The following is a 25,757-nucleotide window of genomic DNA, read 5'->3' as shown; positions in this document are numbered from 1 at the left end:
ACTGTAATGGTTTTACATGAAGTGGATAATGAATTTACGATTGACTGCTTGTTGCTTGCAGGGCGAATTATGATTGAAAGTGGTGCAGAAACATACCGTGTGGAGGATACAATGCTACGTATGGCACATTCTCAAAATATGCTGGATGCGCAATGTTACGCCACACCCACAGGGATCATCTTTTCATTAGGCAAGACACAGCCAACGAGAATTACATCAATTTCCAACAGGGTAACAGATTTGCAAAAAATAGCCTTGGTAAATTCAGTATCTCGGAGACTCACATCTCACATGATAACATTAGAAGAAGCTTATGACGAGCTAAAGTCGATACAAAAAACAAATTATTTTTTACCAACATATATTCAAGTCATATCAGCGGCTCTTGCGAGTGGTTGTTTCCTTATAATGTTTAAGGGGGGATGGTCTGATTTCCTTTTTGCCTGTTTGGCAGGGGGGTTAGGCTTCCTAGTACTTTTATTGATAAATGACTTAACAAAAGTGAAATTTTTCTCAGAATTTACAGCTTCATTAGTAGTAGGAACGATTGCTGTCTTTTCAGTGAAATATGGCCATGGTACGGAAATAGATAAAATTGTTATTAGTTCCGTTATGCCACTAGTACCAGGTATTTTGATCACGAATGCAGTTCGGGATTTAATAGCAGGTCATTTTATATCAGGGATGGCGAAGGGCGTAGAGGCTTTTTTAACAGCTTTTGCAATTGGTGCAGCTATTGCCGTCACTCTATCGTTTTAGGAGGCAGACGAGTTGGACTATATCATACAATTGATTCTTAGCTTTTTTGCGACGGCGGGTATCGGAGTTATTTTTAATGTTCCTAGAAAAAATCTCATTTATTGTGGTTTTGTTGGGGTAGTAGGCTGGATGATATACTTCATCCTAACAGAGCATGGCATGAATATCGTATATGCCTCATTCTTTAGCTCTTTCGTCATTGCGATCGTTGCCCATTTGTATGCACGACGCTTCAAAATGCCGATGATTATTTTTATTATTGGTGGGATTATCCCGTTAGTTCCAGGAGGCATGGCTTACAATGCAATGAGAAATGTTGTTGAGGATGATTATATACAAGGGCTACAGTATGGATTTAAGGCATTTTTAATTACTGGTGCCATTGTTATAGGACTGGTATTTGCAGAGGTGCTGATACAGCTTGTTTTCCGTTCTGTCCGTACTAGCAAGGAGACATTTAAAAAGGTCTATAAGAAATAAGGCTCTACATCAAATGTAGGCGTGAGCATGGCGGATAGAAAAGCCAAAGCAATGGATTGAACAATATAAAGGAGGTTACGTTCTAAACGTAGCCTCCTTTAACTTTGTACAGATGAAACATTGTCGTTGTCGCTCCCGAGTTAGTAGTAAGCACATGTTTTGTAGGCTCTATAAGGAATTTGCTTAAGTAGGAACGAGCAGATTCCTTTTTCTTTTTGCCGAATGAAGCACTTACATTAATGAGCGAGAAACTTCAAGAAAATCGATTATCAAAATATGTTCAAAAACCAGCAAAAGTTGATTTGTATCTGTTGGTGGGGATTGTTAGTGTTAACAACTATAGGGAGAATAAAAAATAGTATTCAGGGAGTTACCCATTGTTATTTTTTTAGATGAGTATTGTTATTCCAAATGAGATCAACGGTAAACCAGTTATAGAAATAGAAGACAAAGCATTTTATGAGAAACAACTTACAAGTGTAACGATTCCGTCAAGCGTAACGACGATAGGACCGAGTGCATTTTCTTCTAATAAAGTAACAATTGTAAAAATCAGTCTATCCATTAGTTTAATTTAAAAGGAGTAGATATATGTGAGAGTAAGACATAACATTCCATCCCTCAATACACATAACAGATTAACACAAAATAAGAAAAAGGCTGATAGTGTATTAGAGAAGCTATCTTCAGGATATAAAATTAATCGTGCAGGAGATGATGCAGCTGGACTGGCAATCTCAGAAAAAATGCGTGGGCAAATTCGTGGTTTAAATATGGCCGGAAAAAATATTCAAGATGGTATTTCATTAATACAAACAGCTGAAGGGGCTTTAAATGAAGTGCATTCACTTCTTCAACGCGGAAGAGAGTTAAGTGTGCAAGCAGCGAATGACACCAATACAGATAGTGATAGAGCAATGATCCAAATGGAATTAGAAGAGATTAAAAAAGAAATTACATCGATTGGTAATAATACGGAGTTTAATACTAAAAAATTACTGAATGGTTCATTAAATGCTTTATCACTTTCACCACTTTCACGAATTTCACCACCTTCACCACCTTCATCACCTTCATCAATCCCAACATTAACTTTTAATTCACCTGGGAGAGGAAAGTCTGACCCGATTACGGCAGAAGATGGTTGGATTGATATCCCTGGTAATACCTATGGTGATGGCCCTGTTAAATTTAAGCTTAATAAAGGCGAGAAGGTTATTGATGACCCTGAGAATGGTTTTTTTACAAAATTAATATTATCTGTTGAATATGTTAATGGAGTTCCAAAAAGTTTAACTATTACGGCTCCAGATGGGGAAGTTATTACAAAAGGTAATACTAATTTAATATTTTCATATAACGGTATGACAATTGATGTAAGTCAAAGAAAATGTCCTCCTGGAAGCAATTTTTCTGTTTATGAGGGGGAGATTAATTTAACAGCGGGAGAAAATCCACCACTAGAGCCAGATCCAGATCCAGATCCAGATCCAGATCCAGATCCAGATCCAGATCCAGATCCAGGCCCAACAGATCCAACAGGTAACGGTTTAAAGCTTCAAATAGGAGCTAATTCTGGTCAGACAACAGAATTAATAATACCTGATATTCGTTCAGAGGCTATAGGAATTAATGGTGTCTCAGTTTTGAATAACTCATTGGCTCAAAGTAGTATCAGTAATTTCGACAGTGCTATCAATATTGTTTCCAGTGTACGTTCTAGTCTTGGGGCGCATCAAAACAGACTTGATCACGCTTATAATTTAGTTACAAATACATCTGAGAATCTTCAATTTGCTGAAGCACGTATCCGCGATACTGATATGGCTGAAGGTATGATGATATTCACGAAAAATAATATTTTATTACAAGCTGCCCAAGCAATGCTCGCTCAATCAAATAAACAACCAGCAGAAATTTTACAGCTTCTTCAATAAGTTACTTTAAATCAGTCATTTTTTCATACAGGAAAAATATAATTTTAAGACCACTACCAAGGTGGTCTTTTTCTTATCTCCGCACAATATCTCTCTACCATTACAGCTGATTTTTCACATTAGTCCTACAACTTACTGATTGCAGAAGATTCTCACACCCTGGATGACATTTTGTTAAACGTATGCAATGAGAATAAGTTGATTGTAGTGGAGGCTGGGCGACTCCTCGGGGATCAGCGTCACAGATGAGACCCTGGAGCGAGCAACGCGAGTGAAGCGGCTCATCGGACGCCCCCAGGAAGCTTTGCTCTGTGCGAAAGCGAAGCGTCAGCAACAAAGCGCCCAGTCGGAACGGAAATCAACCCTTCACTTTGCGTAAGAGCCAACCTTTATTTAATATGATACTTACTTTCAATGAAATAATAGTTTCTCAACAACAAAAAGGAGGCTACGTTCTTAAAACGTAACCTCCTTTTTAAATTAACTATTTAACGAATAGAGCTTCAATTTCCTCTTCAGAAATTGGCTTACTAATATAGTAGCCTTGAATCGCATCACAGCCATAAGAAATTAAAAGATCTGCTTGTTCAGCCGTTTCGACACCTTCTGCGACAACTTTAAGTTCCATAGATTTTCCGAGTTGCACCATGCCGTTCATAAGCTTTTGGGTTTTCTCAGATTTTAATAAAGAACTTGTAAATGTTTTATCGATTTTCAATGTATCTATTGGTAGAATTTGCATATATCTAAATGAGCCATATCCGGTACCGAAATCGTCTAGTATAAAGGCGATTCCTTCGTTTTCAAGCTTACGCATTTGCTGTGTGATAAAGCTAGCAGCTTCTGCTTCGAGGGCAAATTTCTCGGTGATTTCGATTTGAATAAGGTTCGCTGGACAACCCGTTTTTGCTAACATTTCAAGAATGGACTTGGCCATGTTTTTATCACGGAATTCGCGTACAGAAGAGTTAATAGATACTTTTAAATCTAGACCAGCTTTTTTCCAGATGAGTGCCTGTTCACAAGCTTTTTCGAGCATAAAGGAACCGATATTATTAATAAGACCCGTTTCCTCCGCAATTGGAATAAGCTCATCTGGTGAGACAACGCCTACTACTTCATCTTCCCAACGAACTAGTGCTTCTACAGCTGTGATTTTACCTGAAGTAACATCAATTTGCGGCTGATAGAGGACTTTTAGGTTTTTTTGGTCAAGCGCCTGAAGTAAACGTTTTTCAATTAACGCTTTACGATTTAATGCTTTATGTGTTGCTTTGGATAGTGAAACGATTTTATCGCCACCGGCCTCACGGACAGTTGTAATAGTAGCAATCGATGCCTTCATTAGTTGGGAGAATGTAGTTTGATCCTCTGGATAACGTGTAATTCCGCCACTAATAGAAATAGGGACAGCCACATTACTGTTATAAATTGGATGCTGTTGTAAGTAAGACAGGAAGCCTTGAATAAACCATTCACTTAATGGTGTAATTACGACAAAATCATTTTCGTTAATACGTGCCATTGTGCTATCTTGGAAGTACATTTTTATACGATTTGTAAATTCTACAATAAGACTTTGATCGATTTGCTGATCATGTAACTCTTTTAATGTATAAAATTTATCGATACTTAAATAGACGAAAGAAAAGTTTCTGTCCTCCTCAATCATGTTGGAAATCACTTTTTCGAGTCGATGGGCATTCATAAGACTTGTTTCTGTATCGATATAAGCGATTTTTTCAAGCTGATGTTGTATAGTTTTGGACTTGGTGATGTCCTTTTCGATTAATAAAAATTGTTGCTCATTTGTTTCAAGATTGAAGGTTGGGATAGCTGTTAGTAGTACCCAATAAGACTGACCTGTTTTTGTCACTTTTTCGACTTCACCTTGCCACGTTTGGCCATTGTTTAAATTACGCCAGATGGTATTTGCAATCTTTTCACTGTCTTTAGTATCAGGGAATAGCTGCCAGAACGTTTTACCAATCACACGTTTTGGTGTCCATTGACTTGTTTTTAGAAATTCAGCATTGCACTCTAAAATGAACCCATCATGATCAAGGGTTACGGTCATAAATGTTGAGTCCAAGCCCTGTTTTAAGTTTACGAGCGTACCGCAATTTGAGACAGAATTGATGATTAATTCTGGTAGCATAAACATCATAAGGATAAGACGCTCTCCTTGTTCAGTAAATGGTTTAGCTAGCAGCGCTGTGTTAATTTCTTCATTTGTATACGTTTTCAGTTGAATTTGATTGATATACGTACTTTCATCATTTTGTAAAATGGTTTGAATTTTTTCTAATGAAAGCTGATGTAGTAAGTTTTCGTGAATGAATGAAGCGGTTTGTTCTTTAATAGTAGTAGCTGAAAAACCAAATAGCTGTTCAGCAAGCTTTCCCAAATGTATAACTTGTCCATCTTGATTCATGACAATTGCAGGAAAAGGAAGTGAATTTAAATAATGTTCATCAATGGTAAATGATTTATGCATATGACTCATGATTTATTCGATCTCCTTGAGTAATCTATATATACTATTATTATAGTTAATTATCAGGAATTAGTCATTATGAATATACTTGTAAATATTTGATAATATAAAATATAGGGACTTTTTTAATGAAAAACATGGAAAGATTTGAAGAAAAATAACATTTTTTAGTATATATATAGGAAACAAGAAGCGTATGGTACTTTTAAAAAGAATAGTATTTATTGGCTTGAATAGGAAACGTTGATCTTTAATGGTTACTCAACCATATGCAATTGGCAGTTTCTTTTTATGGTAACAATTCCTTTATCGGTTGCGGGTAGTATATTATTTACATATTTATCTTCATTCAGCAAAATGTTTTCAAGCGTCACCTACAATCACTCCAAGGGAAATTGAATGTTAACTAGAAAAGATATTAAAGAGGGGTTCCTTGCTATAGTTAAATTTATGGAACTCTTTTATAAAGAACAGGGGGAAGAAGATGAAAGAAATTTTTTCCTATGTAAAGCCTTATAAATGGACGGCATTTATCGCGTTTAGTTTAATGCTGTTGGAATTGTTTGTGGAGCTCACGCAGCCACTGATTATGGCGAAAATCATAGATGATGGAGTGCAAGCTCAAAATCAAGGGATGATTTGGCAATGGGGAATGGTGTTACTTGGCTTATCTTTCGTAGCTTTTATAGCTGGTGTCGTTAATTCATATTTTTCATCGCATACAGCACAGAGCTTTTCTTATGATTTACGAAATGCATTGTTTGAAAAAATACAATCCTTTACATTAGCTACTTATCAAAAATTCCCAACGGCGTCCCTTATTACAAGGTTAACGAATGATGTGACGCAAGTTCAGACGGTGCTGTTTATGAGTTTGCGTATTATGCTTCGTGCACCACTTGCTGTTATTGGTAGCATCATTATGGCTTTTGTTGTCAACGCTAAACTAGCGCTGTTTCTAGTGATTGGCGCACCGATTATTTTCATTTTTCTTATCGTTATGGTGGCAAAAGGTGTGTCTTATTTTGGACGTGTGCAAAAGAGAGTAGATCGTTTGAATCGAGTGCTACAGGAAAATTTACAAGCTATTCGTTTAGTGAAAGCTTACTTACGCGGTGCCTATGAAGCCTCTCGTTTTGATGAAGTGGCCTCACGCTTAAAAATAGATACTGTCAAAGCTCTACGCACAATGGAATATATTATGCCTGTATTGTTATTCATCATGAATATGAGTTTACTTGCAGTGCTATGGTTTGGGACAAAACAAATAGCTTTCGGTACAACACCACTTGGCGATGTGGTGGCCATTGTCAATTATGCAATGCGTATGACAGGTTCGTTTTCGATGTTTGCTTTTATTATTATTTTTTATGCGCGTGCAAAAGCCTCGGCAGAGCGAATGGCAGAAGTCCTCTCGACTGAAAATGAGATTGAGCTACCATCATCTTCAGAGAAAACATCGAATGACTTGAATGTTGGAGAATTAGCGTTTGAGCATGTAAGCTTTACGTATCCTGGGGGAGACGCACCAGTACTTTCTGATGTAAGCTTCCGAGTGAAATCGGGTGAAAAGCTGGCCATTATGGGGGCAACAGGTGCAGGGAAATCAACGCTATTACAGCTTATTCCACGTTTCTACGATGTGACAGAAGGCAAAATCGTAGTAGAGGGGAAAGATGTTCAGCAATGGGATTTACAAGAGCTGCGTGAAACGATCGGCTATGTTCCGCAACAGTCTTTATTATTTACAGGAAGCATTGCTGATAATGTTCGTTGGGGCGATGCAGAGGCTGACATGGATGCAGTGCTACATGCTACTATGCAAGCACAAATCCATGCTTCTGTGGAAGATTTCCCGAATGGTTACGAAACTAGAGTCGGTCAGAAAGGTGTCAATCTTTCAGGTGGACAAAAACAAAGATTATCGATTGCAAGAGCGTTATTAAGAAAAGGGCATATATTGATGCTTGATGATAGTACAAGTGCGCTTGATGTGAAAACGGAGCAGGCATTGTGGGAGGCATTGAGTGAAGAACAAGCAACGATGTTAGTCGTCACTCAAAAAATTCGCACAGCGAAAGGGGCACATCGTATTTTACTGATTGATGCTGGAAAAGTGGTCGCATACGGGACGCATCAAGAGCTTTTGCAAACGTCAGCGCTCTATAAAAAAATCGCAATCTCCCAACAGGAGGTGGAGGAATAATGGGATTTTTCCAAAAACCTTTTGGCTATGAGCCGATTTTGACGAAGGATGATGTGAAGCAGACGGTTAAGAGAAAGAAGGGACCGCGTGCGACAAATTGGAAAAGTACGCTACTTCGTTTATGGAAAATAGTCGATGAACAACGTGCGCTACTGTTGATCGTGCTGCTACTTGTTTTGGCGAGTTCGATGTTGGCTCTCCTTGGGCCGTATGTAATCGGTAAAATGATTGATATGTACGTAACGCACGGAGAGCTTGCAGGACTAGAGAAGGGAATCATGCTGTTAATCGGCATTTATGCTCTATTAGCCGTATCGTTATTTTTGCAAAACTATTGGATGATTGGCATTGCTCAGCAAACCATTTATAGATTACGAACAAGTGTATTTGTACATTTTCAAAAACTTCCAATCTCCTTTTTTGATCGTCGTCAGCATGGAGAATTAATGAGTCGGATGACGAATGATATTGAAGCCGTTAGCTCCACATTAAATAGCTCCTTTATCCAAGTGTTTTCGAGTGTAATAACACTGACGGGAACAGTAATCATCATGCTAAGTTTAAGCCCGTTACTAACGGTATTAACGATGACGATTATCCCGATTATGTTTTGGGCGATGCGCTGGATTACACGGAGAACCGCACCGTTATTTAAGGAGCAGCAAGCGGCCATAGGAGCTCTAAATGGCATGATTGAAGAAACGATTTCGGGCCAGCGAATTGTGAAAGCTTTCTCACAAGAGGAACGCATGAAAGAGGAGTTTCGCGCAAAAAGTTTGCGTTTAAAAAGTACTGGCTTTTGGGCACAGACATACTCTGGCTATATTCCGAAGGTCATGAACTTTTTAAACAATATGAGCTTTACAATTGTAGCTGGTATTGGCGGTGTACTTGCTCTTTATGGGCATGTATCCATCGGCGTCATTGTTATTTTTACAGAATACGCAAGGCAATTTACACGACCGTTAAATGATTTGGCCAATCAGTTTAATACCGTGCTGTCAGCAATTGCTGGTGCTGAGCGTGTGTTTGCGTTACTAGATGAACAGCCTGAAGAGGAGGCAGCTTCAGCGCAAAAGCATAAGCTAGTAGGACAGGTGAGCTTTCAGCATGTGTACTTTAAATATGAGCAAAAAGAGGAAGGTTACACGTTGAAGGACATTCATTTTAACGTGGAGCCCGGACAAACGGTCGCACTTGTTGGGGCGACCGGAGCAGGCAAAACAACGATTTTGCAGCTGATTGCCAGATTTTATGAAGTATCAAAGGGTGAGGTTTTATTTGATGGTGTTAACGTTCAGCAAATAGAACGACAAGCATTGCGCTCGCAAATGGCCTTTGTTTTGCAGGATCCGTTTTTGTTCGAGGCAACTGTACGTGAAAATATTCGGTATGGTCGATTAGATGCTAGCGATGAGGAGATAGAGGAAGCAGCAAAGCGTGCAAATGCACATAACTTTATCATGTCGCTAAAGGACGGCTATGACACAGTACTTGCCGCAGATGGCAGTGGCATTTCGCAAGGTCAAAAGCAGTTATTGTCCATTGCACGAGCATTGATTGCTGACCCGAAAGTTTTATTATTGGATGAGGCGACAAGTAGTATTGATACCGTTACGGAGCTTGCGATTCAAGAGGCTCTTGATGTGTTAATGCAGGGACGCACAAGCTTTGTTATTGCTCACCGTTTAAATACAGTGCACAATGCCGATATGGTGCTTGTTCTGCACAAAGGCGAGTTAGTCGAAGCAGGCTCTCAACAAGCGTTAATGGAGTCCGGTGGCATTTATGCGCAAATGCTACAATCTTCTTCCCATCATCTTGATGAGTAGGAACGATAAAAACAAGTAAATGTACAGTGCTAAATTAAATTTTACGGCAAGGGCAATGTCCTAATTGATGGGCGTCAAGCACCAACAGTCGGGAGAATTTGTATGGATCAACTTGCCATTGATGTAACGGATATACCTAGTGTGGCAGTAGGCGATATTGCTACGATCATTGGTCGAGATGGTGAAGAGCAACTGTCTGCATCAGAGGTTGCCGATAATGCAGATAGCATATCAAATGAGCTACTGAGCAGGTTGGGTACAAGATTGCAGGCTACAAAAGGGTAATTCTCAAAGCATAATCCTGATTTTATATTCATATATTTAGTAAACTCCTTCTCGTTTTAGATTGAGAAGGAGTTTTTACTTACAGTAATTGAGATATGGTAGGCATATCATCTCACAATTTGAATGTAATTTATTTATATAAATGGTATAATTATGGTTAATTCTAGAGTTGTGAGTGACATTTGAAAGATAGTTGAATGATTATGTCTTTGCTATTTACATCTTGTTGCATCATGTGGCTCATAATATTTGCCCAATAGTTATGATAAGAAGGAATCTATCATTTGAGGGGAAAGACTTGTAAATTGTAACGAATGAGTGTTTAGTATAATAGATTTTTACCTATTGATTATAGTAACTTTCAGTCATTATAACCGTCAATAATCATAGTAACTTTTTAACTTCTTTTAGCGGGCAAGCATCCGCTAGAATAGAGGAACTCAGTCTAAGAACGCTACGTCCTGTGGCAACGACTGAGTGACCAACATCACGTTGGCCCAAAGCCTCTGGCGGATGTCACAGAATCGGAAAGGAGTACTTTGTGCTTACATAAAGCCGATTCTGGACGCAATTATGCCGAGGCATAATTGATTTTCACTATATTTGAAGTGAAATTGTCAATAAAAGAAGTTCTAAAAATATAATTTGTTGCCAGCTTAATTTCTTTCTTGCTACAATAGGGCAATAGTTTGATACAAGAACGGAGTAAATGATGAATATTTCAGTGATGACAGTGTCTTTTCCGTTAGATGGGGAAACATTAAACGAATTAAAAGTATTGTGTGAAGAAGCGACTACACAGGACTATCGTGTCTATGAAACGGCTATGGGTTTGCCTATGGCGAGTTCCTTTGAATCGAAGGGCTTTATGGTACTTGCTTATGAAGATGACAAAGATGTCTTAGTAGGTGCAGCTAGTGCAATAGATTTAATGGGGCTTCACACATATGAATGGTCTTTAGTTGTAACACCTACTTACCGTCAAAAAGGAATTGGAACTGCTTTAGTAGATGTTTTACAGGCAGGCCTCAAAGAGCGTGGCGCAGAAGGTCAATTGGCGGTAGTGATCGATGGCTCACCTTTTGGACATACGTTTATTGAAAAGAAAGGCTTTACATATAGCTTTTCAGAGGCCACTTTAGAAACAAAAGCAGAGTCAGTAGAATTAAAGGATGATATCGAAATTATTCCTTATACAGATGAACAGGCAGAGCTGATTGCTATTTATAGTGCAGCGTTTGGAGACCTACCTGAAGAGTCTGAGGAGCTAATCGCTTTTAATACGTCAACGACTGGAAGAAAGCTATGGGTAGCACGTAAAGACGGAGATGTTGTTGGGACAGTAACGACTGCCCAGGAAAATGAGATTCAATGGGTAACAGCATTGGCAGTGCATCCAACTTGTGAGGGGCAAGGGATAGGTACTGCAATGCTTTCATTTTCCAAAGATTATGCGAGCAAAATTGGCGCAAAATTCGTCATGCTGGATGTAGAAATCGAAAATAGAAAGGCCCTTTCTGTTTATGAAAAAGCGGGCTTTATGAAAGCTCAGCAAATCGATTATTTCGTAAAACAATAAATAAAGAGTGAGGAGTGTGCTTTAGCATCGCTTCTCACTTTTTTTGTGTCCAATACGAAGTCAAAATACTAGAGATTAGGAAGCGGGGACTCTTCAGATGGAGATAGAATGACCTACATAAAAGGTTGGATAAGTCATTCTTTCAAAGGAAGGAAGCATCATTCGAACCTGGAATAGAAGGTCGAAAAGAATAATCATCAGAATGCAAATAAACAGTTTATCAAAATATGTTCAAAAGTAAGAAAAGATTGATTTTCGTTCTTTAGAAAAGTGCGATACAATCGGTCATCGTAAGGGCTGGAAAGTAGAAAAAGACTTAAATGAGAAAAAAATATGTTTAAAGGTGTTCATTTAGAGGTATAAGTTAAGTGTAAAAAGTAAATAATCTTGTATTTGTGATAATAGTATGGATGTTTCTAAAGTTTTTTTCATCTAAATACGGAATCGTAATCTTAACAAAACAAGAGGAAAACTTTCTTTGCAATAATACAGAAGCGGTGAATGTCATTACGCAAAATCCAAAGTATGCAATAGTTTTTAACATTATCAAGTTTTTCCGGAAAAGTAACAAAAGTTGATTTTTATTCTTTGGAAAAATGCGATACAATCAGTAACCGTAAGGGATGGAAAGTAAAAAAAGACTTAAAAGAGAAAAAATATGTTTAAAGACGTTCAGTTAGAGGTATATGTTAAGTGTAAAAAGTAAATAATCTTGTATTTGTAGTAATAGCAGCGATGTTTTGAAGCATTTTTTCATCTAATATGGAATCGCAATCTGATCAAAGCAAGTGGAAAAACTTTTTTGACAAGTATGTTGACCCTAATTTAGATGGACCTGAGTTTAAGGATATAGAAAAAATCCACGAACAGGAGATGCATCTTACTTTAGGAATCGTAATTGTAGGTTATATACCGTATCAGCATTCAATCTGATACGTCAATATAAAAAATAAAAACAATGAAATGGAGGGAATGTAACCCGTCCAAGGGGTCCTTTCGCGTCCTTTGATTGGGATAATATTGAAATAAAAGGAATAAATGGTGAATGTCGATGCGGTTTTTGGGGTTTAAAGAAATGGCATCATCACGAACCAATGAGGCAAGTTATTTACCGTATCAACCTTTAATCCAGGTACGTAAATATAAAAAACAAAACGGAGTTGAAAGGAGAATCTAAATGAAAAAGACAGTACAAGTTGCAGCAATTGCCACAGCACTAAGTGGAATGGTGATTTCACCATTATTTGCTTCAGCAGAAGGTGAAGAACCTAAAGAAGAAAGTAAAAGTATTAATTATGGATCAGAAGGAGTGGTGGCATTTAAGTCAAATGACGGCGGCGAACCAACACCACCAGTAGATCCAACTGATCCAGATCCAGAGAAGCCAGTAAATCCGATAGATCCGGTAGATCCTGAAGATCCAAACAAGCCGGGACAAGGAACTGGCGGACCGCTAAGTTTGGATTTTGCGTCAAGCCTTAATTTTGGTACTAATAATAAAATTACCACTAAAGATGTGACTTACTATGCGAATGCACAAAAGATCGTTGACAAGGCAGATAACAGTAAAAGTAAATATGTACCAAACTATGTTCAAATCTCAGATAATCGCGGAACAAATGCGGGTTGGAAATTGACTGTTAAACAAGAAGGTCAGTTTTCTAATGATGATGCAGGAACACTGAATAAAACATTAAAAGGGGCGGTAATCAAATTTAGTGACCCAAAAATTTCAGGTCAAACAGGGACAGAGGAAGCAAAGCCAACAGCTGCTAAAGATATTGTATTAGTTCCTGGAGATGCGTCAGATGTCATGTCAGCAGAGAAGGGCAAAGGGGCTGGCCTTTGGGTAAACCTTTGGGGAGAGAAGACAGAAGAGATGACTGATGATGATGGTAAAAAAGTACAAAAAAACAAAGCGATTACCCTTTTTGTTCCAGGGTCAACGCAAAAAGATGCCGTTCGATATAGTACAAAATTAACATGGAACTTATCGGATGTACCAAATAACAGCGAAGAAAGCAAAGAATAATAAAGGGTGGTAAAAAAATGAAAATCAATTTTAAAACGCTAGGTATTGCAGCAACAATGGTAACAGGTTTCGTATTAGCGGGAGGCGTAACTCCTTCCTTTGCAGAAGAGGAAGGTGGAGGTAGCAAGAAAGAGGCAAACTATGATACGAAAGCAATTCTCACATTTAAACCAGGTGATGGTAAAGACGACATAACAAAACCAGTAGACCCAACTGATCCAGGAAAAATAGATCCAGTAGAACCAGTAGATCCAACTGAACCAGATGGTAAACCGAAGCCAGGAACACCTGGTCCGTTAAGTATTGACTATGCATCTGGCTTGGACTTCGGTGAGCAAAAAATTACTTCTACTAATCAAGTATACAAAGCGAAAGCACAAAAATTTGGAAAACGTGAAAAACCAGAAGGTCCGAACTATGTTCAAGTTACCGATAATCGTGGAACAGAGACAGGTTGGTCCCTGCAAGTGAAGCAAAATGGCCAATTTAAGAGCGAATCAGGTAAAGAACTAGAGGGTGCTGAAATTACTTTTAAAAATGCTTGGGTGAATACAGCTTCTGCATCTAAAAAGCCATCTATTTTTAAAGAGTCATTTACGTTAAAAACGGATGGAACTGGTGTAGCTGAAAATATTATGTCTGCGAAGGCAGGGGAAGGCGCTGGTACTTATGTCTTAGCATTTGGTGATGACGCTACAGGTGGGGAAAGTATTGAACTTTCAGTACCAGGTAAAACTACAAAATATGCAGAAAAATACTCTACTTCACTAACGTGGACACTAACAGACACGCCTGGACAAGGTGGAGTAACAGAGCCTGAATAAGTGCCTGAAACAGAGAAAGAATAACAACAATCCATGACATGATGGGACGATTACAAAAGTAAAAATAGTATCCTATCATTACATTGTAATAGTTTGATATGACAGGTAAAAACCCGCGTCGAATTCTGTTAATTCTATGTGCGACAAAGCGTAAGTAAAACGTATTGAAGTCAACAGGAACAAGAGATTAAGCAGGAGGCGTTGCGGGTGTTTGCCATAGTAACTTAGAAACTTCTTAAACAGCGGTCTCTAAGGAATGAGGATGGAAAAAATTATGAGGAAAAATACTGTATGGACCTTATTGGGAATATTAATCGTAAGCTTAGTATGGTTTACGCCATTTGCTTCTGCATCTGAATTTAATTTTGGTGTACAAACTGTAATTCCAGATAATCAAATTGATAAACAAAAATCTTATTTCAATTTAAAAATGGAGCCAAATCAAAAGCAGACATTAACGATTCAATTAAGAAATGATACAGAAGATGATGTCGTTATTGAGCCTAAAATCCATTCAGCTACAACAAACCTGAATGGTGTTGTAGAGTATGGCCCGACAAAAGCTGAACGTGATCCTTCATTGCTTTATGAGTTAGGAGATTTAATTCAAACAGAAGATGAAATTACGATTCCAGCAAATGGAAGTAAAGATTTGCAGTTACATGTAACGATGCCTGAAGAGGAATTTGAAGGGATTTTGGCAGGCGGTATTACATTAGAGGAAAAGGAAGCATCCTCAACTAAAGATGAAGAAACTACACAAGGTTTAAGTATTGAAAATAAATATGCATATGTAGTGGGAATTACGCTACAAGAGACAGATGAAAAAGTGAAACAAGATTTACAATTACATGAGGTGGAATCTGGACAAGTAAATGCGCGCAATGTCATTAATGCGACGCTGCAAAATCCCACGCCAACCTATTTAAATCGTTTTGAAGTGGATGCGGTTATTACAAAAAAAGGGAAAGAACAAGAGCTGTATACATCCCAAAAGCAAGACATGCAAATGGCGCCAAATTCAAACTTTGAATATCCGATTTCTTTGGAAGGTGAAAAGTTCGAATCGGGAACGTATACATTACATTTAAAGGCTAAGTCTAGCCAAGAATCATGGGAATTCACAAAAGATTTTACAATCAAAACTGATGATGCAAAACAATTCAATGCACAAGACGTAACAATTGAAGGTCCGAACTATGTATGGTATATCGTAGGATTGCTAGTAGTTCTATTAGTTGGTTTACTTGCGTTTTTATTTTGGAAAAGAAAGAAAAAAGAGCAAGAAACGAATGAGTAAGTAGTAAAAGATACACATTTGTCTTAGAAGCTTGGGATATGTCTGATCGGGTGCTATTTTCGAACTTTTCCACACAGATTTATGATCAATTTCGGCTTGACGTAATTGTAGCTATCTCTACAGAAAAACAATGCGTCCGAATTTTGAATAGTGTCTAGGCCTTCATGGGGGCCGACATGATGTGGCGTTTTGTATCGATGAAGGTTAGTTAGCTGTTCTCGCAAGATGCGAAGGTTTTAGGCTAACATCCTTATATCCATTCTTTTAACATCCGTGATATCTCCTGAGACTTTATCTTCATTCATTAGGCGTTTGGACACCAGCTGAAAAGGGATCACATCCGCATTCATCTCGTCACCTTCAGAGGTGGGAGATCTTTGTAGCTGGCGCTTCGATTTCGCTACAAAAAACATCTGTAACTTACGTTGCACTTTCTCTACAAAATCTACTGGATGAAGATAAAATCTCTCAATATCAAGAAAATATAATAGTAAAGCAGGTGGAAAAATGAAGAAAATAGCACTGGTGATGATGGTCGTTTTTCTAGTTTTTTCTGAGCTCAATGTATACATAGCGAAATCATCGTTTGTTGGCTCTGATAATCCCACGACTGAATGTGAAGAACAACCCGAGTCTGATAGTAAAGAGCAGCCCGCATCTGACAGTGAAGAAGAGTCAACAGCTGGGTGTGAGGAACAGTCAGAATCTGAGAGCAGAGAAGAGCCAGTAACAGATGGTGAGGAGCAGACAGAGCCCGACAGTAAAGAAGAGCCAACAGTTGAAGGTGAGGAACAGCCAGAAACTGAGAACAAAGAAGAACCAACAACTGGAGGTGAAGAACAGCCAGGGTCTAACGGTGAAGAAGAGCCAACAACAGAAGGTGAGGAACCATCAGAGCCCGACAAAGAAAATCCAATAGCTGGATGTGAGCAACCAGTAAAATCAGACAGTGAAGAAAAACTAGCAACTGAAGGCGAGGAACAGCTAGAGTCTAACAGTGAAGAAGATCCAGTAATAGAATGTGAGGAAGAAGAGCCTGAAAGTAAAGAAAATCTGGAAATGGCATGTGCGGAAGAGTATTACATGGAAGAAGAGCTAGCAATGGAAGATGAGGAGCAGCTAGAATCGAACAGTGAAAAAGAGCCAACGATTGAAGATGAGGAGCAGCTAGAATCGAACGGTGAAGAAGAGCCAACAATTGAAGGTGAGGAACAGCTAGAGTCAGACAGTGAAGAAGAACTAGCAGTTAAAGATGAGGAGCAGCTAGCACTTAAATGTAAAAGAGCTATTACTATGGCACCTGAAGGAATGCTAATAGATGATGTTGGTAAAATCAGCGATATTGATTTTTCGAAATTGGATGATTCTGAGAATGAATTAGAAGGCTTTACACAATTGAAAACCAATGAGGGGCTTAAACTTCCGATAAAAGAAAATGGCAGAGAGTTTTACATGTATTTTGGAGATATTGCCAATAATAGGACTCTAAAATCATTAAAAGATCCGAACTCTTATAAAGATATATATGGACCAAATGGAATAATAAATCGTAATAACTACCAAGATGACTGGCTCCGTCCATTGCCTGACACTAACGGGGATACAACACTTAGAGATGTAGTGAGTAGAGTGGATGGTAATAGGTATGTACGTGCGGAAAACTATGTAATGATGACAACTCTAAATGTAAGTGATACTTCGAGTAATGCTGTCGTAACGTATTATCATTCTGGCGGACATGCTTCTTATAGTAATAACCCAGGAAATGGATTAGTGATTACTCATGGGAATAGTCCGGGTGATAAATCAAGGTGGCAATCAACGCGCATGCCCCTTTTAAAACTATATAAAAATGAAGCGACACATACATTGATAGGTTATGCTGCTGTTATTCGTGGTAGCCACGTAGATGGCTATGTAAGAATTAAAATGCGCTCGGTGGGTAAGGGGCGTGTTAATGTGAGTATGAAATATTTACAATTCAGCTCAGGAGATAACAATGCTGTCACAAACTTCGCTTATTCTGTCCATATGGATATTGCTGGTCGGCATGACATCTCTGAACTCCCAAAATCGAAATTGTATTCATTAGGAGATAATAAAGGGATCTATTTTGGTGAGGAGAAAGGGGATAATTATAAGTACCGATATACCATAACAGACGACGCTTACTATCTTTTTTTCTTACGTGATGGTTATGAAAATCATCCAGCTGCGCTTAAAACAAGTAATGATCCGTTAAAATACCCATTTAGTGGTAGAGCTCCTGGTACTATTGAATATACGAGTCTTTTTTATTCTACTTTGAACTCAGAGGGTACTCAAGATCCTGGGAAGGGTAAGGAATATCCAGATATAAAGGATCATCCAGGTTGGGCAATGAGATGGGAACCAAAGGAACAAAAAGATAAAGATGATCACGGTGTTCTAGAAGCGAATCTTGAGATGGCGATATCGAGCACACCAGGTCTGTCGCCAGAGATTCAATTAGATAATGATGGTGAATACACAGATAAGGGTTATCGTATTACGGGAACATGGAGTGCTCCGGACAGTAATGAGACCAAACTTCATTATACGATAGATACGTTAAATGGTAGCGAGCAGAAAGTTGAAGGTTACGGAAAATTGGGTTCAGGTACATGGGAGATCACGATTCCGAGTGATAAAGTGAAGGGGCTAGATCGCTTTATTACTGTATATATGGAGGACGACTATGGACAGAAATCTAATACCGAAACGATAAAGATAAGCCCAACATTATCCATTACAGAACAAGTATTTGATAAAGATGGGAATGAGCCAAAAGAAGTCGCGCCGGGTGAAACATTGAACTATCAGATTTTAGTGGATTCTGGCTATATCTCGGGCGATAAAGGCACATATGGTGGAGTCACGATTACACAAACATATGATACAAATTTAGAGCCACCAACAGACCTTAAAGTAGCGGATGAAAAAAGTGGTAATGAAATTAAAGGAGCTACAGCCACATACAATGCTTCAACAAATGTAATTGAAGTAAAACCGAATACTACCCCACGTTCTACGAAAGTAAAAATAACGTTTAAAGCTAAAGTGAAAGATGATGCGCCAGAAGGGGAATCTGTGGTAGGTCAGGCAACCGCATCAGGGAAATACAGTACGGGTGATGAAGTGAATCAAACATCAAATGAAGTGAAAGTCACTATTGCTGACGGCGTGTTGAAGTTCGTATCTGCGCCGCAAGAAATCGACTTTGGAGGCAACCTGACGATTTCATCCAAAAATAAAACGTATTATCCTATCGGAATCGATAGATCTTTAGCGGTAAAAGATGGCCGTTCACCGTCGAAAAAGCCTTCATGGACGATGACAGCTAAACTCGCAAAGCCGCTAACAAAGGTTGGAGACGAAGAATACAAATTAAAAAATATCTTCTTTCGTTACCGTTACGGTAATAATGATTTAACCCTAGCTGAAAATGCGTCAGTAGAGATTTATGCAAAGAAAACAACAAACAGAGAAGAAATCGACATTTCTGATACATGGAGTACAGATGGGGAGGGGCTTTATTTAGAAGTAAGAGCTGGAACCGCCAGGGTTGGTGCTTATGAAGGAGTGATTCAGTGGGAGCTTCGGGATGTACCGCTGAATATCGATTAAATAACATCATGTAGATGATTTCTATATGAGGTGCGATACCAATTATTTAATGGGCTAAGTAAAAATTGCCAGTTCCTTTTCACTGACATTTTGGGCAAGACATCATATGTTAGCAACTAAATCATTTAAAAACCTGAGATTGATAATTTAACAATCTCAGGTTTTTACGTTGATGAGCTATAGAACCTTATACATTTATATCTCTATTTATTCCCTTTCAAATTGAAAAATATCTTGATTAATCATTGCATGAAAGTATTGATCCATTTCTTTTGCGGAAACTTCTTTTCTATTTTGTAACCACCATGTACTTAATGTTGTAAGGACACCTGAGTGGAATTCAATAATCAACTCAGATGGTATCGTATGATTTTTACAAATGCGTTGTAATTCTTCATTTTCTTGTTTCTTCATTTCACGACTTTGATAAGTCATAAAGTTAATAAATTGTTCATCATCCATTTGCGCCTCTATTATTTTACCAATCTCTTTATCACGTAAAAATTGTTCTGTTACTTGAAATGGCTTCGTTAATCGATCTAAACGTGGTATGGTCAATGCTTCTTCTTGAGTTTGTTTAAGACCAAATTCCAATAATGCATTTTTATCCTCAAAATGTTGATAAAATGTTGTTCGGTGTACCATTGCGCGATCACAAATTTGATTAATAGTAATGGCACTATATTTCTGTTTTGGTTGGGTCATTAATTCAAATAAAGCTGCCCACAATAATTTATGTGTACGTCTAATACGTAAATCCAGCTGCTTCTCATTGCTTTTCATCTACACTTCTCCTATTCTGTAGTTTATTTATACAACTGTTGAAAATTGATTCTGCCTATTTAATCTACAAATGTATATTATATTACGTGTGATCTTTTGTATACACATGTATTGATAGTCAAGACGACAGGAGGAAAGTTAATAAATGAATATGACGACTACGAGTTCTACAAGTAGCAAAGTTGATCTTTCTACTATTAGACATAAGCCAATAATCATCGCATTAATGTTAGGTGCAATGGTCGCGCTTTTAAACGAAACATTACTAGGTAATGCTTTAACTGTACTAATGAGAGAGTTTGATGTAACAGCTTCAACCATTCAATGGCTTTCTACAGCCTACATGTTAGTTGTGGGCGTTTTAGTACCGATTACAGCTCTACTTCAACAATGGCTCACAACAAGACAAATGTTCTTAATCGCCATGATTACATTTTTAGTCGGTACATTGATTGCTGGGTCTGCACCGACGTTCGCTATTTTATTAATCGGCCGTATTGTCCAAGCAATCGCCACTGGATTAATTTCGCCATTACTAATGAATACAATTTTAATAATTTGTCCACCTGAAAAACGTGGTGCCACAATGGGCTTAATGGCACTTGTTATGATGTCTGCTCCAGCAATTGGCCCGACATTATCGGGAATCATCGTTGATTCTCTTGGCTGGCGCTGGTTATTCTATCTTGTTCTACCGATAGCTATCATTTCGATTTTAATTGGAATGAAGTATCTTCAAAATGTTTCTGAGATAACACGACCAAAAGTGGATTATGTATCAATTCTTTTATCAACATTAGGTTTCGGTGGTATTGTGTATAGCTTTAGTTCTTCGGGTGATTTAGGATGGTCAGATCCGAAAGTTTATGTCACTTTAATGATTGGAGTTATAGCGTTAGTCATTTTTGTTGTTCGTCAATTAAAAATAGATCATCCAATTTTAGACCTACGCGCCTTTAAATTTCCAATGTTTGCTTTATCAGTTGGGTTAATATTCATCGTCATGATGTCCTTGTTCTCAACAATGACATTATTACCGATGTTCTTACAAATGGTTTTACTTGTGACAGCCTTTAAATCAGGGCTCATCATGCTACCAGGAAGTATTATTAGCGGCATCATGGGGCCGGTTGCAGGTTTACTATTTGATAAATTAAGTCCAAAGATTATTATCATTCCAGGTATTGGACTAGTAACCTTTGCAATATGGTTGTTCAGTGGCATTAACGCAGAAACAACATTACCACAAATTATTTTGATGCATAGCGTATTAATGGTTGGACTCATGTTTGTCATGACAGTACAAACATATGGATTAAATCAACTGACACCAGAGCTTTATCCACACGGTACAGCGATCTTTAATACGTTATCGCAAGTAGCTGGCGCAATTGGAACAGCTATATTCATATCGAAAATGACAACAGGTACAACGCAATATATGGAAAGCTCGGTAAATCCAATGGATCCGGCTGAAAAGTTAAATGGCTTAACAATCGGCTTCCAAGGGGCATTTACACTAGGCGTAATCTTCGTCATAGTTGCGCTCGTTCTATCGTTTTTCTTAAAAGGACAGAAGAAAGCAAAAGCCACTCAGCTGTTAGAAAATTAAAAGATGATATGTATGAGCTGTTGATTAATTTTATAAGTACAAAAGACTTCTTTACTAAGAGGGATGTATCATTAATTTGATACATCCCTTTTTCTATGTGCAAGTATGCCTCGGCATAATTGCGTCCATAATCGGCTTTGTGCTTAGGGTTGCTAATTTTTTTTGCGCGAAAGCGGAGCGCTAACGAGAAGTTTAAACTTCTCAATAAAGGGTATCTATTTTATGGGAACCCATTTATAGAAAGGGGATTACATAATGAAAAAAATAAGTTTACTGCTAACGATCTTACTCTTAGCTTTTTCTCAATTATCTTTAAACGTTCAATCTGCTCATGCGAAAAGTAATACTGACAGCAGGAGTTATACCAACACGGAAGCTGACGAGAGTGAAAACATTTCTTTGAATGATAATGAGGTGGATAGTAGACCACTTAACAATAGTGACAATGATTTTGACATTAGAGATGTTGGCCATGGTGTGATCATTATAGGATATGACGATGATAAACCAAAGGATGTTGTGATTCCTAGTGAGATCAATGGTAAACCAGTTATAGAAATAGGGTATGAAGCATTTTCTGACAAACAGCTTACAAGTGTAACGATTCCGTCAAGCGTGACAACAATAGAAAGGGGCGCATTTTCTAATAATCTATTAACAAATATAGAAATACCCTCAAGCGTGACAACAATAAAATCGTATGTATTTTCAACGAATCAATTAATGAGTATAGAAATACCCTCAAGTGTGACAACAATAGGAAACTATGCATTTGCAGATAATCAATTAACAAGTGTAGAAATACCTTCAAGCGTGACAACAATAGGCTTGTCTGCATTTCGGAGTAATCACTTAACAAGTATACAAATACCCTCAAGCGTGACAGCGATAGGAAGCTATGCATTTTCCGATAATCAATTAACAAGTATAGATATCCCTTCAAGTGCGACAAAGATAGGAAGTCATGCGTTTTCCAATAATCACTTAACAAGTATAGAAATGCTCTCAAGCGTGGCAGCAATAGGAGGGCATATGTTTAGTTCTAATCCATTAGATTTTGTAACCATTCAAGGTGTACATGAGTTCCTTCAACGTCAACATTTAGCGCTTATGATTGATTGTGCATTACAACTAACACCAATACGAGAAGCTGCATCATTTTAAGATGTTGATCCTCCGCACTGCATGACATTGTGCTAGGAACGGTAATTTCTAACTCGCGCACAGTTTTCGGCGATTGGTTTATAAAATGAAGCTTTGGGAAAGAGAGATGTATCGTATGTTGGATGCATCTCTCTTTCTTTTTGTAGATAAGTGTAAAGAAAATAGGTTGCATACTAATTATTGGTAAAAGATACTGGAAAAACCAAAATCGATTGTGTAAGCTATTATTAAGGAGTCTTTTTATCATAAATTTGTAACTATCTTCATATAGTATTAGCAAGCCTATGAAAGGAGTCGTTACCATGCGCATGCCGGCACTACCTAAAAAGAAGTCTCCTCAAAGGGAAGCACCAAGGTCATGGTGGAAAGTTGTGAAAGCGTATTTATCCAGAGGGAGGTTTTACCGCTTACCGCCTCGGAATTGATAAATGAGCATGGAGTGTTCGATGCAAAAAAAAGTCGCTATGAAGGCGACTTTTTTTACATCTGTTCATTTTCTAATAGAAATGTATTTTTTGATGGACCAATTAAGTAAAGCTCATGCATAGCTCGAGTGAGTGCCACATACAGTAGCTTTCGATCAATTTTAGTATCGTAGAAAGGGGTATCGAAGGCAGCTACGATGACAGCATCAAATTCAAGACCTTTTGCTAAATGACTCGGAACAACGAGCAATAATTCCTGATTGATAGACTCATTTTCAGTTAAAAGCTGAGAAGCAATTTCTTTGTCTTTTAATGCTTGCTGCATTGTAATCGCCTCTGCAGTCGTTTTACAAATTAACGCAATGGAATGATGTCCATTGGCTCGAATGGCATCAAAAATTTCTTGTATTTGCAGGGCATCGAATGATGAAGCCTCTATATAGGTAGGTACATTACCATGACGAACTACTGGCTCTACTAATGGAAGCTGTTCATCCATTTGCGCTAAAATCTTGTTCGCAACTTCCATAATTTCAATGGTCGTTCGATAGCTTTTTTGCAGTGTTCGAAAGCTTGCTCTAGGAAATAGATCTTGGACAGGTTCCCAGGCAGTAAGGGATCGATAGCTATGAATACCTTGTGCTAAATCACCGACCATCGTAAACATATCTGTCTCCAGTCCTGTTTTTAAAGCAGCAAGCTGAAATAAACTATAGTCCTGTACTTCATCAATGAAAACGACGCGCATTTTCCATTCATCTGGAATGCCCTTTAGACGAGCTTGTAAATAATAAAGCGCAGCTAAATCTTCAAGCACCCATTTTTCTTTAGCGTGTGTCTGTAAAAATTGCTGTTGCTCAAGATAATGCCATTCCGGTGCAAGCTCTGCTAAAAGCTCCGCATTTGTTAGAAGGGAACGATAGAGAGTCTTGATGTTATGTTTGGAAAAGCGTCGCATATAAACAGTTGCTGTTGACTTTGCCTCTTTTTCAATGGCAGGAATGCGTTCATCACGCTCATCAATAAACTTCGTGACAACCCGACGACGTTTGTCATCATCACGAAATCCATCAAGTGCTCTGCCAAGTGCTTCATCATATTTTTTATGGAGCGTAATTAAAATAGCTTGTTTCTTTTGACGAGCATGGCTTGCTAGCACTTTTTTTATATGTGCCAGTCGTTTTTCAATCGGCATATAAGAAAATTCATATAAAAATAGCTTCTTTAAATGGGAGGCACGCATAATGCAATATTTTTCAATGAACACATCCTCAAATTGGTTGGCAATTTCCTGCTCAATCTTTTGAATGTAGCGCTCGATGACATCACGGTAATAAAGAGAGCCCTTCATTTCAGAGATCCAAGAAGCTGTCTGTTGGGGGCCTCCTGCAACAAGCGATTCTAACTGCTCATTAGGGTTTTGAAGTTTCAGTTTTAGCTTAGTCGCAGCTAGAACGTAATCGGTAAAGGTTGTTTGACAAATTTTATCGACACCAAGCTCTGGTAAAACATCTCCAATATAATCGATAAATAACTTATTCGGTGCTAAAATCATGAGCTGCTCAGGGTTAAAATGCTCGCCCATTGTATAGAGGAAGTACGATATTCGGTGTAGGGCAATGGTTGTTTTTCCACTACCAGCAGCACCCTGTACGATAATCGGCTGACGAAGATGTGCACGTATAATTTCGTTTTGCTCTTTTTGAATAGTAGAGACGATCTCTGTCAAACGCACATCTGCTTTGCCAGCTAACGCTTCTTGCAGTAATTCATCGTTCGTCGTTAAATCGATATCCCGGATATCAAGCAATTCACCATCTTGGATTTTATATTGTCGCTTGGCAAATAAGTGTCCCTTATGGATTTCTCCACGAACATCATATTCCATATCCCCAAGGCGACCATCATAATAAACGTTCGCTACCGGTGAACGCCAATCGACGATAATCGGCTCATGGGTTTCTCGATGAAACAAAGACGTTTTTCCGATATAAAGGAATTCTTCAGGATCTCCAGTCTTTTGAAAATGAATTCGGGCAAAGTAGGGCTTCTTTTGAATAGCCTCTAAGCCTTCCTTTTGGTTCCGAGCCATTTCAAAGAAACGAGCATTCGCCAAAATATTATTATAGCCCAAACTGGAATCTAAATAATCAAGATCCCCCATCGACTTACGAATATTCTCCTGAGCAGTTTGCAAACCTCTTTGCGATTCATGTAAAATTTGCTGCATGTAATTTTTAGTGTAAGCCAGCCGCTCCACTTCAGCCTGAAAATCTGGATGTTGTGCAGTCATTTTTTAGCACCTCCTAATTACTTACGATGTAACTTTTTTTTAATAAATCTTTTTAAAGCGAAAAGTCGGCCCTCATGTAGGCTAAGCTCAAAGCCAAATCCGGA

Annotated in this window: 16 protein-coding genes and 1 pseudogene; 14 read left to right on the top strand and 3 right to left on the bottom strand. The window is 38.2% G+C overall.

Annotated features, from left to right (window positions below):
- The first annotated feature begins 6 nt into the window (after positions 1-6).
- From ACQKN2_RS18560 to ACQKN2_RS18545, 4 genes are all read left to right on the top strand, one after another.
- The gene (locus ACQKN2_RS18560; RefSeq protein ID WP_323650953.1) at positions 7-759 is read left to right on the top strand and encodes a threonine/serine exporter family protein; all 753 of its coding nucleotides are present in this window, start codon (positions 7-9) and stop codon (positions 757-759) included.
- A 12-nt stretch (positions 760-771) separates the two neighbouring features.
- Complete coding sequence (locus tag ACQKN2_RS18555; RefSeq protein ID WP_427416257.1) at positions 772-1,239, top strand: threonine/serine exporter family protein; 468 nt, start codon at positions 772-774, stop codon at positions 1,237-1,239.
- 392 nt (positions 1,240-1,631) lie between these two features.
- Positions 1,632-1,817, top strand: coding sequence for a leucine-rich repeat protein (locus tag ACQKN2_RS18550; protein ID WP_427416256.1), 186 nt, complete (start codon positions 1,632-1,634; stop codon positions 1,815-1,817).
- A gap of 15 nt (positions 1,818-1,832) precedes the next feature.
- Positions 1,833-3,176: a flagellin gene (locus ACQKN2_RS18545; RefSeq protein ID WP_427416255.1), complete on the top strand. Its 1,344-nt coding sequence runs from the start codon at positions 1,833-1,835 to the stop codon at positions 3,174-3,176.
- A gap of 484 nt (positions 3,177-3,660) precedes the next feature.
- On the opposite strand, the gene ACQKN2_RS18540 is transcribed toward ACQKN2_RS18545, so the two are convergent.
- Positions 3,661-5,682 carry an EAL domain-containing protein gene (locus ACQKN2_RS18540; protein WP_427416254.1) on the bottom strand — a complete coding sequence of 674 codons (2,022 nt, stop codon included), beginning with the start codon at positions 5,680-5,682 and terminating at the stop codon, positions 3,661-3,663.
- 475 nt (positions 5,683-6,157) lie between these two features.
- Between ACQKN2_RS18540 and ACQKN2_RS18535 the strand changes: the two genes are divergently transcribed.
- The 8 genes and pseudogenes from ACQKN2_RS18535 (at position 6,158) to ACQKN2_RS18500 (ending at position 19,376) form a co-directional block, all read left to right on the top strand.
- Positions 6,158-7,879, top strand: a complete 1,722-nt coding sequence (locus tag ACQKN2_RS18535) for an ABC transporter ATP-binding protein (RefSeq protein WP_427416253.1) — start codon at positions 6,158-6,160, stop codon at positions 7,877-7,879.
- A complete protein-coding gene (locus tag ACQKN2_RS18530; protein ID WP_427416252.1) occupies positions 7,879-9,711 on the top strand; it encodes an ABC transporter ATP-binding protein in 1,833 nt (610 codons plus the stop codon). Before ACQKN2_RS18535 ends, ACQKN2_RS18530 begins: the two co-directional genes overlap by 1 nt.
- 45 nt (positions 9,712-9,756) lie before the next feature.
- Positions 9,757-9,996 (top strand): annotated as a pseudogene (locus ACQKN2_RS18525) (alanine racemase C-terminal domain-containing protein); the annotation flags it as partial.
- Between the two features lie 709 nt (positions 9,997-10,705).
- Entirely contained in the window at positions 10,706-11,575 is an 870-nt protein-coding gene (locus ACQKN2_RS18520) for a GNAT family N-acetyltransferase (RefSeq protein ID WP_427416251.1), read from the top strand.
- 1,177 nt (positions 11,576-12,752) lie between these two features.
- Positions 12,753-13,607 carry a WxL domain-containing protein gene (locus tag ACQKN2_RS18515; protein ID WP_427416250.1) on the top strand — a complete coding sequence of 285 codons (855 nt, stop codon included), beginning with the start codon at positions 12,753-12,755 and terminating at the stop codon, positions 13,605-13,607.
- Positions 13,608-13,624: 17 nt separating this feature from the next.
- Complete coding sequence (locus ACQKN2_RS18510; protein ID WP_427416249.1) at positions 13,625-14,431, top strand: WxL domain-containing protein; 807 nt, start codon at positions 13,625-13,627, stop codon at positions 14,429-14,431.
- Positions 14,432-14,705: 274 nt separating this feature from the next.
- Positions 14,706-15,731, top strand: coding sequence for a DUF916 and DUF3324 domain-containing protein (locus ACQKN2_RS18505; protein ID WP_427416248.1), 1,026 nt, complete (start codon positions 14,706-14,708; stop codon positions 15,729-15,731).
- Between the two features lie 507 nt (positions 15,732-16,238).
- On the top strand, positions 16,239-19,376 hold the full coding sequence (locus ACQKN2_RS18500; RefSeq protein ID WP_427416247.1) for a hypothetical protein: 3,138 nt from the start codon (positions 16,239-16,241) through the stop codon (positions 19,374-19,376).
- A gap of 207 nt (positions 19,377-19,583) precedes the next feature.
- On the opposite strand, the gene ACQKN2_RS18495 is transcribed toward ACQKN2_RS18500, so the two are convergent.
- Entirely contained in the window at positions 19,584-20,159 is a 576-nt protein-coding gene (locus tag ACQKN2_RS18495) for a TetR/AcrR family transcriptional regulator (RefSeq protein WP_427416246.1), read from the bottom strand.
- A 145-nt stretch (positions 20,160-20,304) separates the two neighbouring features.
- Between ACQKN2_RS18495 and ACQKN2_RS18490 the strand changes: the two genes are divergently transcribed.
- Together ACQKN2_RS18490 and ACQKN2_RS18485 are read left to right on the top strand one after the other, a co-directional pair.
- Positions 20,305-21,771: an MDR family MFS transporter gene (locus ACQKN2_RS18490; RefSeq protein WP_427416245.1), complete on the top strand. Its 1,467-nt coding sequence runs from the start codon at positions 20,305-20,307 to the stop codon at positions 21,769-21,771.
- 255 nt (positions 21,772-22,026) lie between these two features.
- Positions 22,027-22,935 carry a leucine-rich repeat domain-containing protein gene (locus tag ACQKN2_RS18485; protein WP_427416244.1) on the top strand — a complete coding sequence of 303 codons (909 nt, stop codon included), beginning with the start codon at positions 22,027-22,029 and terminating at the stop codon, positions 22,933-22,935.
- Positions 22,936-23,415: 480 nt separating this feature from the next.
- Here ACQKN2_RS18485 and helD read toward each other — a convergent pair whose 3' ends face one another.
- Positions 23,416-25,653, bottom strand: coding sequence for an RNA polymerase recycling motor HelD (gene helD / locus ACQKN2_RS18480; RefSeq protein ID WP_427416243.1), 2,238 nt, complete (start codon positions 25,651-25,653; stop codon positions 23,416-23,418).
- Between the last annotated feature and the right edge of the window lie 104 nt (positions 25,654-25,757).

It is taken from the genome of Lysinibacillus sp. NPDC093688, assembly GCF_050280145.1.
GTDB lineage: Bacteria > Bacillota > Bacilli > Bacillales_A > Planococcaceae > Lysinibacillus > Lysinibacillus xylanilyticus_B.
The sequence above is the reverse complement of the archived record's forward strand: the minus strand, read 5'-3'. Positions and strand labels throughout refer to the sequence as shown.

Bases quoted from the DNA above. Each gene is read 5' to 3' on its own strand.
- ACQKN2_RS18505 (WP_427416248.1), top strand. From the start codon at position 14,706: ATGAGGAAAAATACTGTATGGACCTTATTGGGAATATTAATCGTAAGC.
- ACQKN2_RS18530 (WP_427416252.1), top strand. From the start codon at position 7,879: ATGGGATTTTTCCAAAAACCTTTTGGCTATGAGCCGATTTTGACGAAG.
- ACQKN2_RS18520 (WP_427416251.1), top strand. From the start codon at position 10,706: ATGATGAATATTTCAGTGATGACAGTGTCTTTTCCGTTAGATGGGGAA.
- ACQKN2_RS18550 (WP_427416256.1), top strand. From the start codon at position 1,632: ATGAGTATTGTTATTCCAAATGAGATCAACGGTAAACCAGTTATAGAA.
- ACQKN2_RS18560 (WP_323650953.1), top strand. From the start codon at position 7: ATGGTTTTACATGAAGTGGATAATGAATTTACGATTGACTGCTTGTTG.
- ACQKN2_RS18500 (WP_427416247.1), top strand. From the start codon at position 16,239: ATGAAGAAAATAGCACTGGTGATGATGGTCGTTTTTCTAGTTTTTTCT.
- ACQKN2_RS18490 (WP_427416245.1), top strand. From the start codon at position 20,305: ATGAATATGACGACTACGAGTTCTACAAGTAGCAAAGTTGATCTTTCT.
- ACQKN2_RS18540 (WP_427416254.1), bottom strand. From the start codon at position 5,682: ATGAGTCATATGCATAAATCATTTACCATTGATGAACATTATTTAAAT.
- ACQKN2_RS18515 (WP_427416250.1), top strand. From the start codon at position 12,753: ATGAAAAAGACAGTACAAGTTGCAGCAATTGCCACAGCACTAAGTGGA.
- ACQKN2_RS18535 (WP_427416253.1), top strand. From the start codon at position 6,158: ATGAAAGAAATTTTTTCCTATGTAAAGCCTTATAAATGGACGGCATTT.
- ACQKN2_RS18510 (WP_427416249.1), top strand. From the start codon at position 13,625: ATGAAAATCAATTTTAAAACGCTAGGTATTGCAGCAACAATGGTAACA.
- ACQKN2_RS18495 (WP_427416246.1), bottom strand. From the start codon at position 20,159: ATGAAAAGCAATGAGAAGCAGCTGGATTTACGTATTAGACGTACACAT.
- helD (WP_427416243.1), bottom strand. From the start codon at position 25,653: ATGACTGCACAACATCCAGATTTTCAGGCTGAAGTGGAGCGGCTGGCT.
- ACQKN2_RS18485 (WP_427416244.1), top strand. From the start codon at position 22,027: ATGAAAAAAATAAGTTTACTGCTAACGATCTTACTCTTAGCTTTTTCT.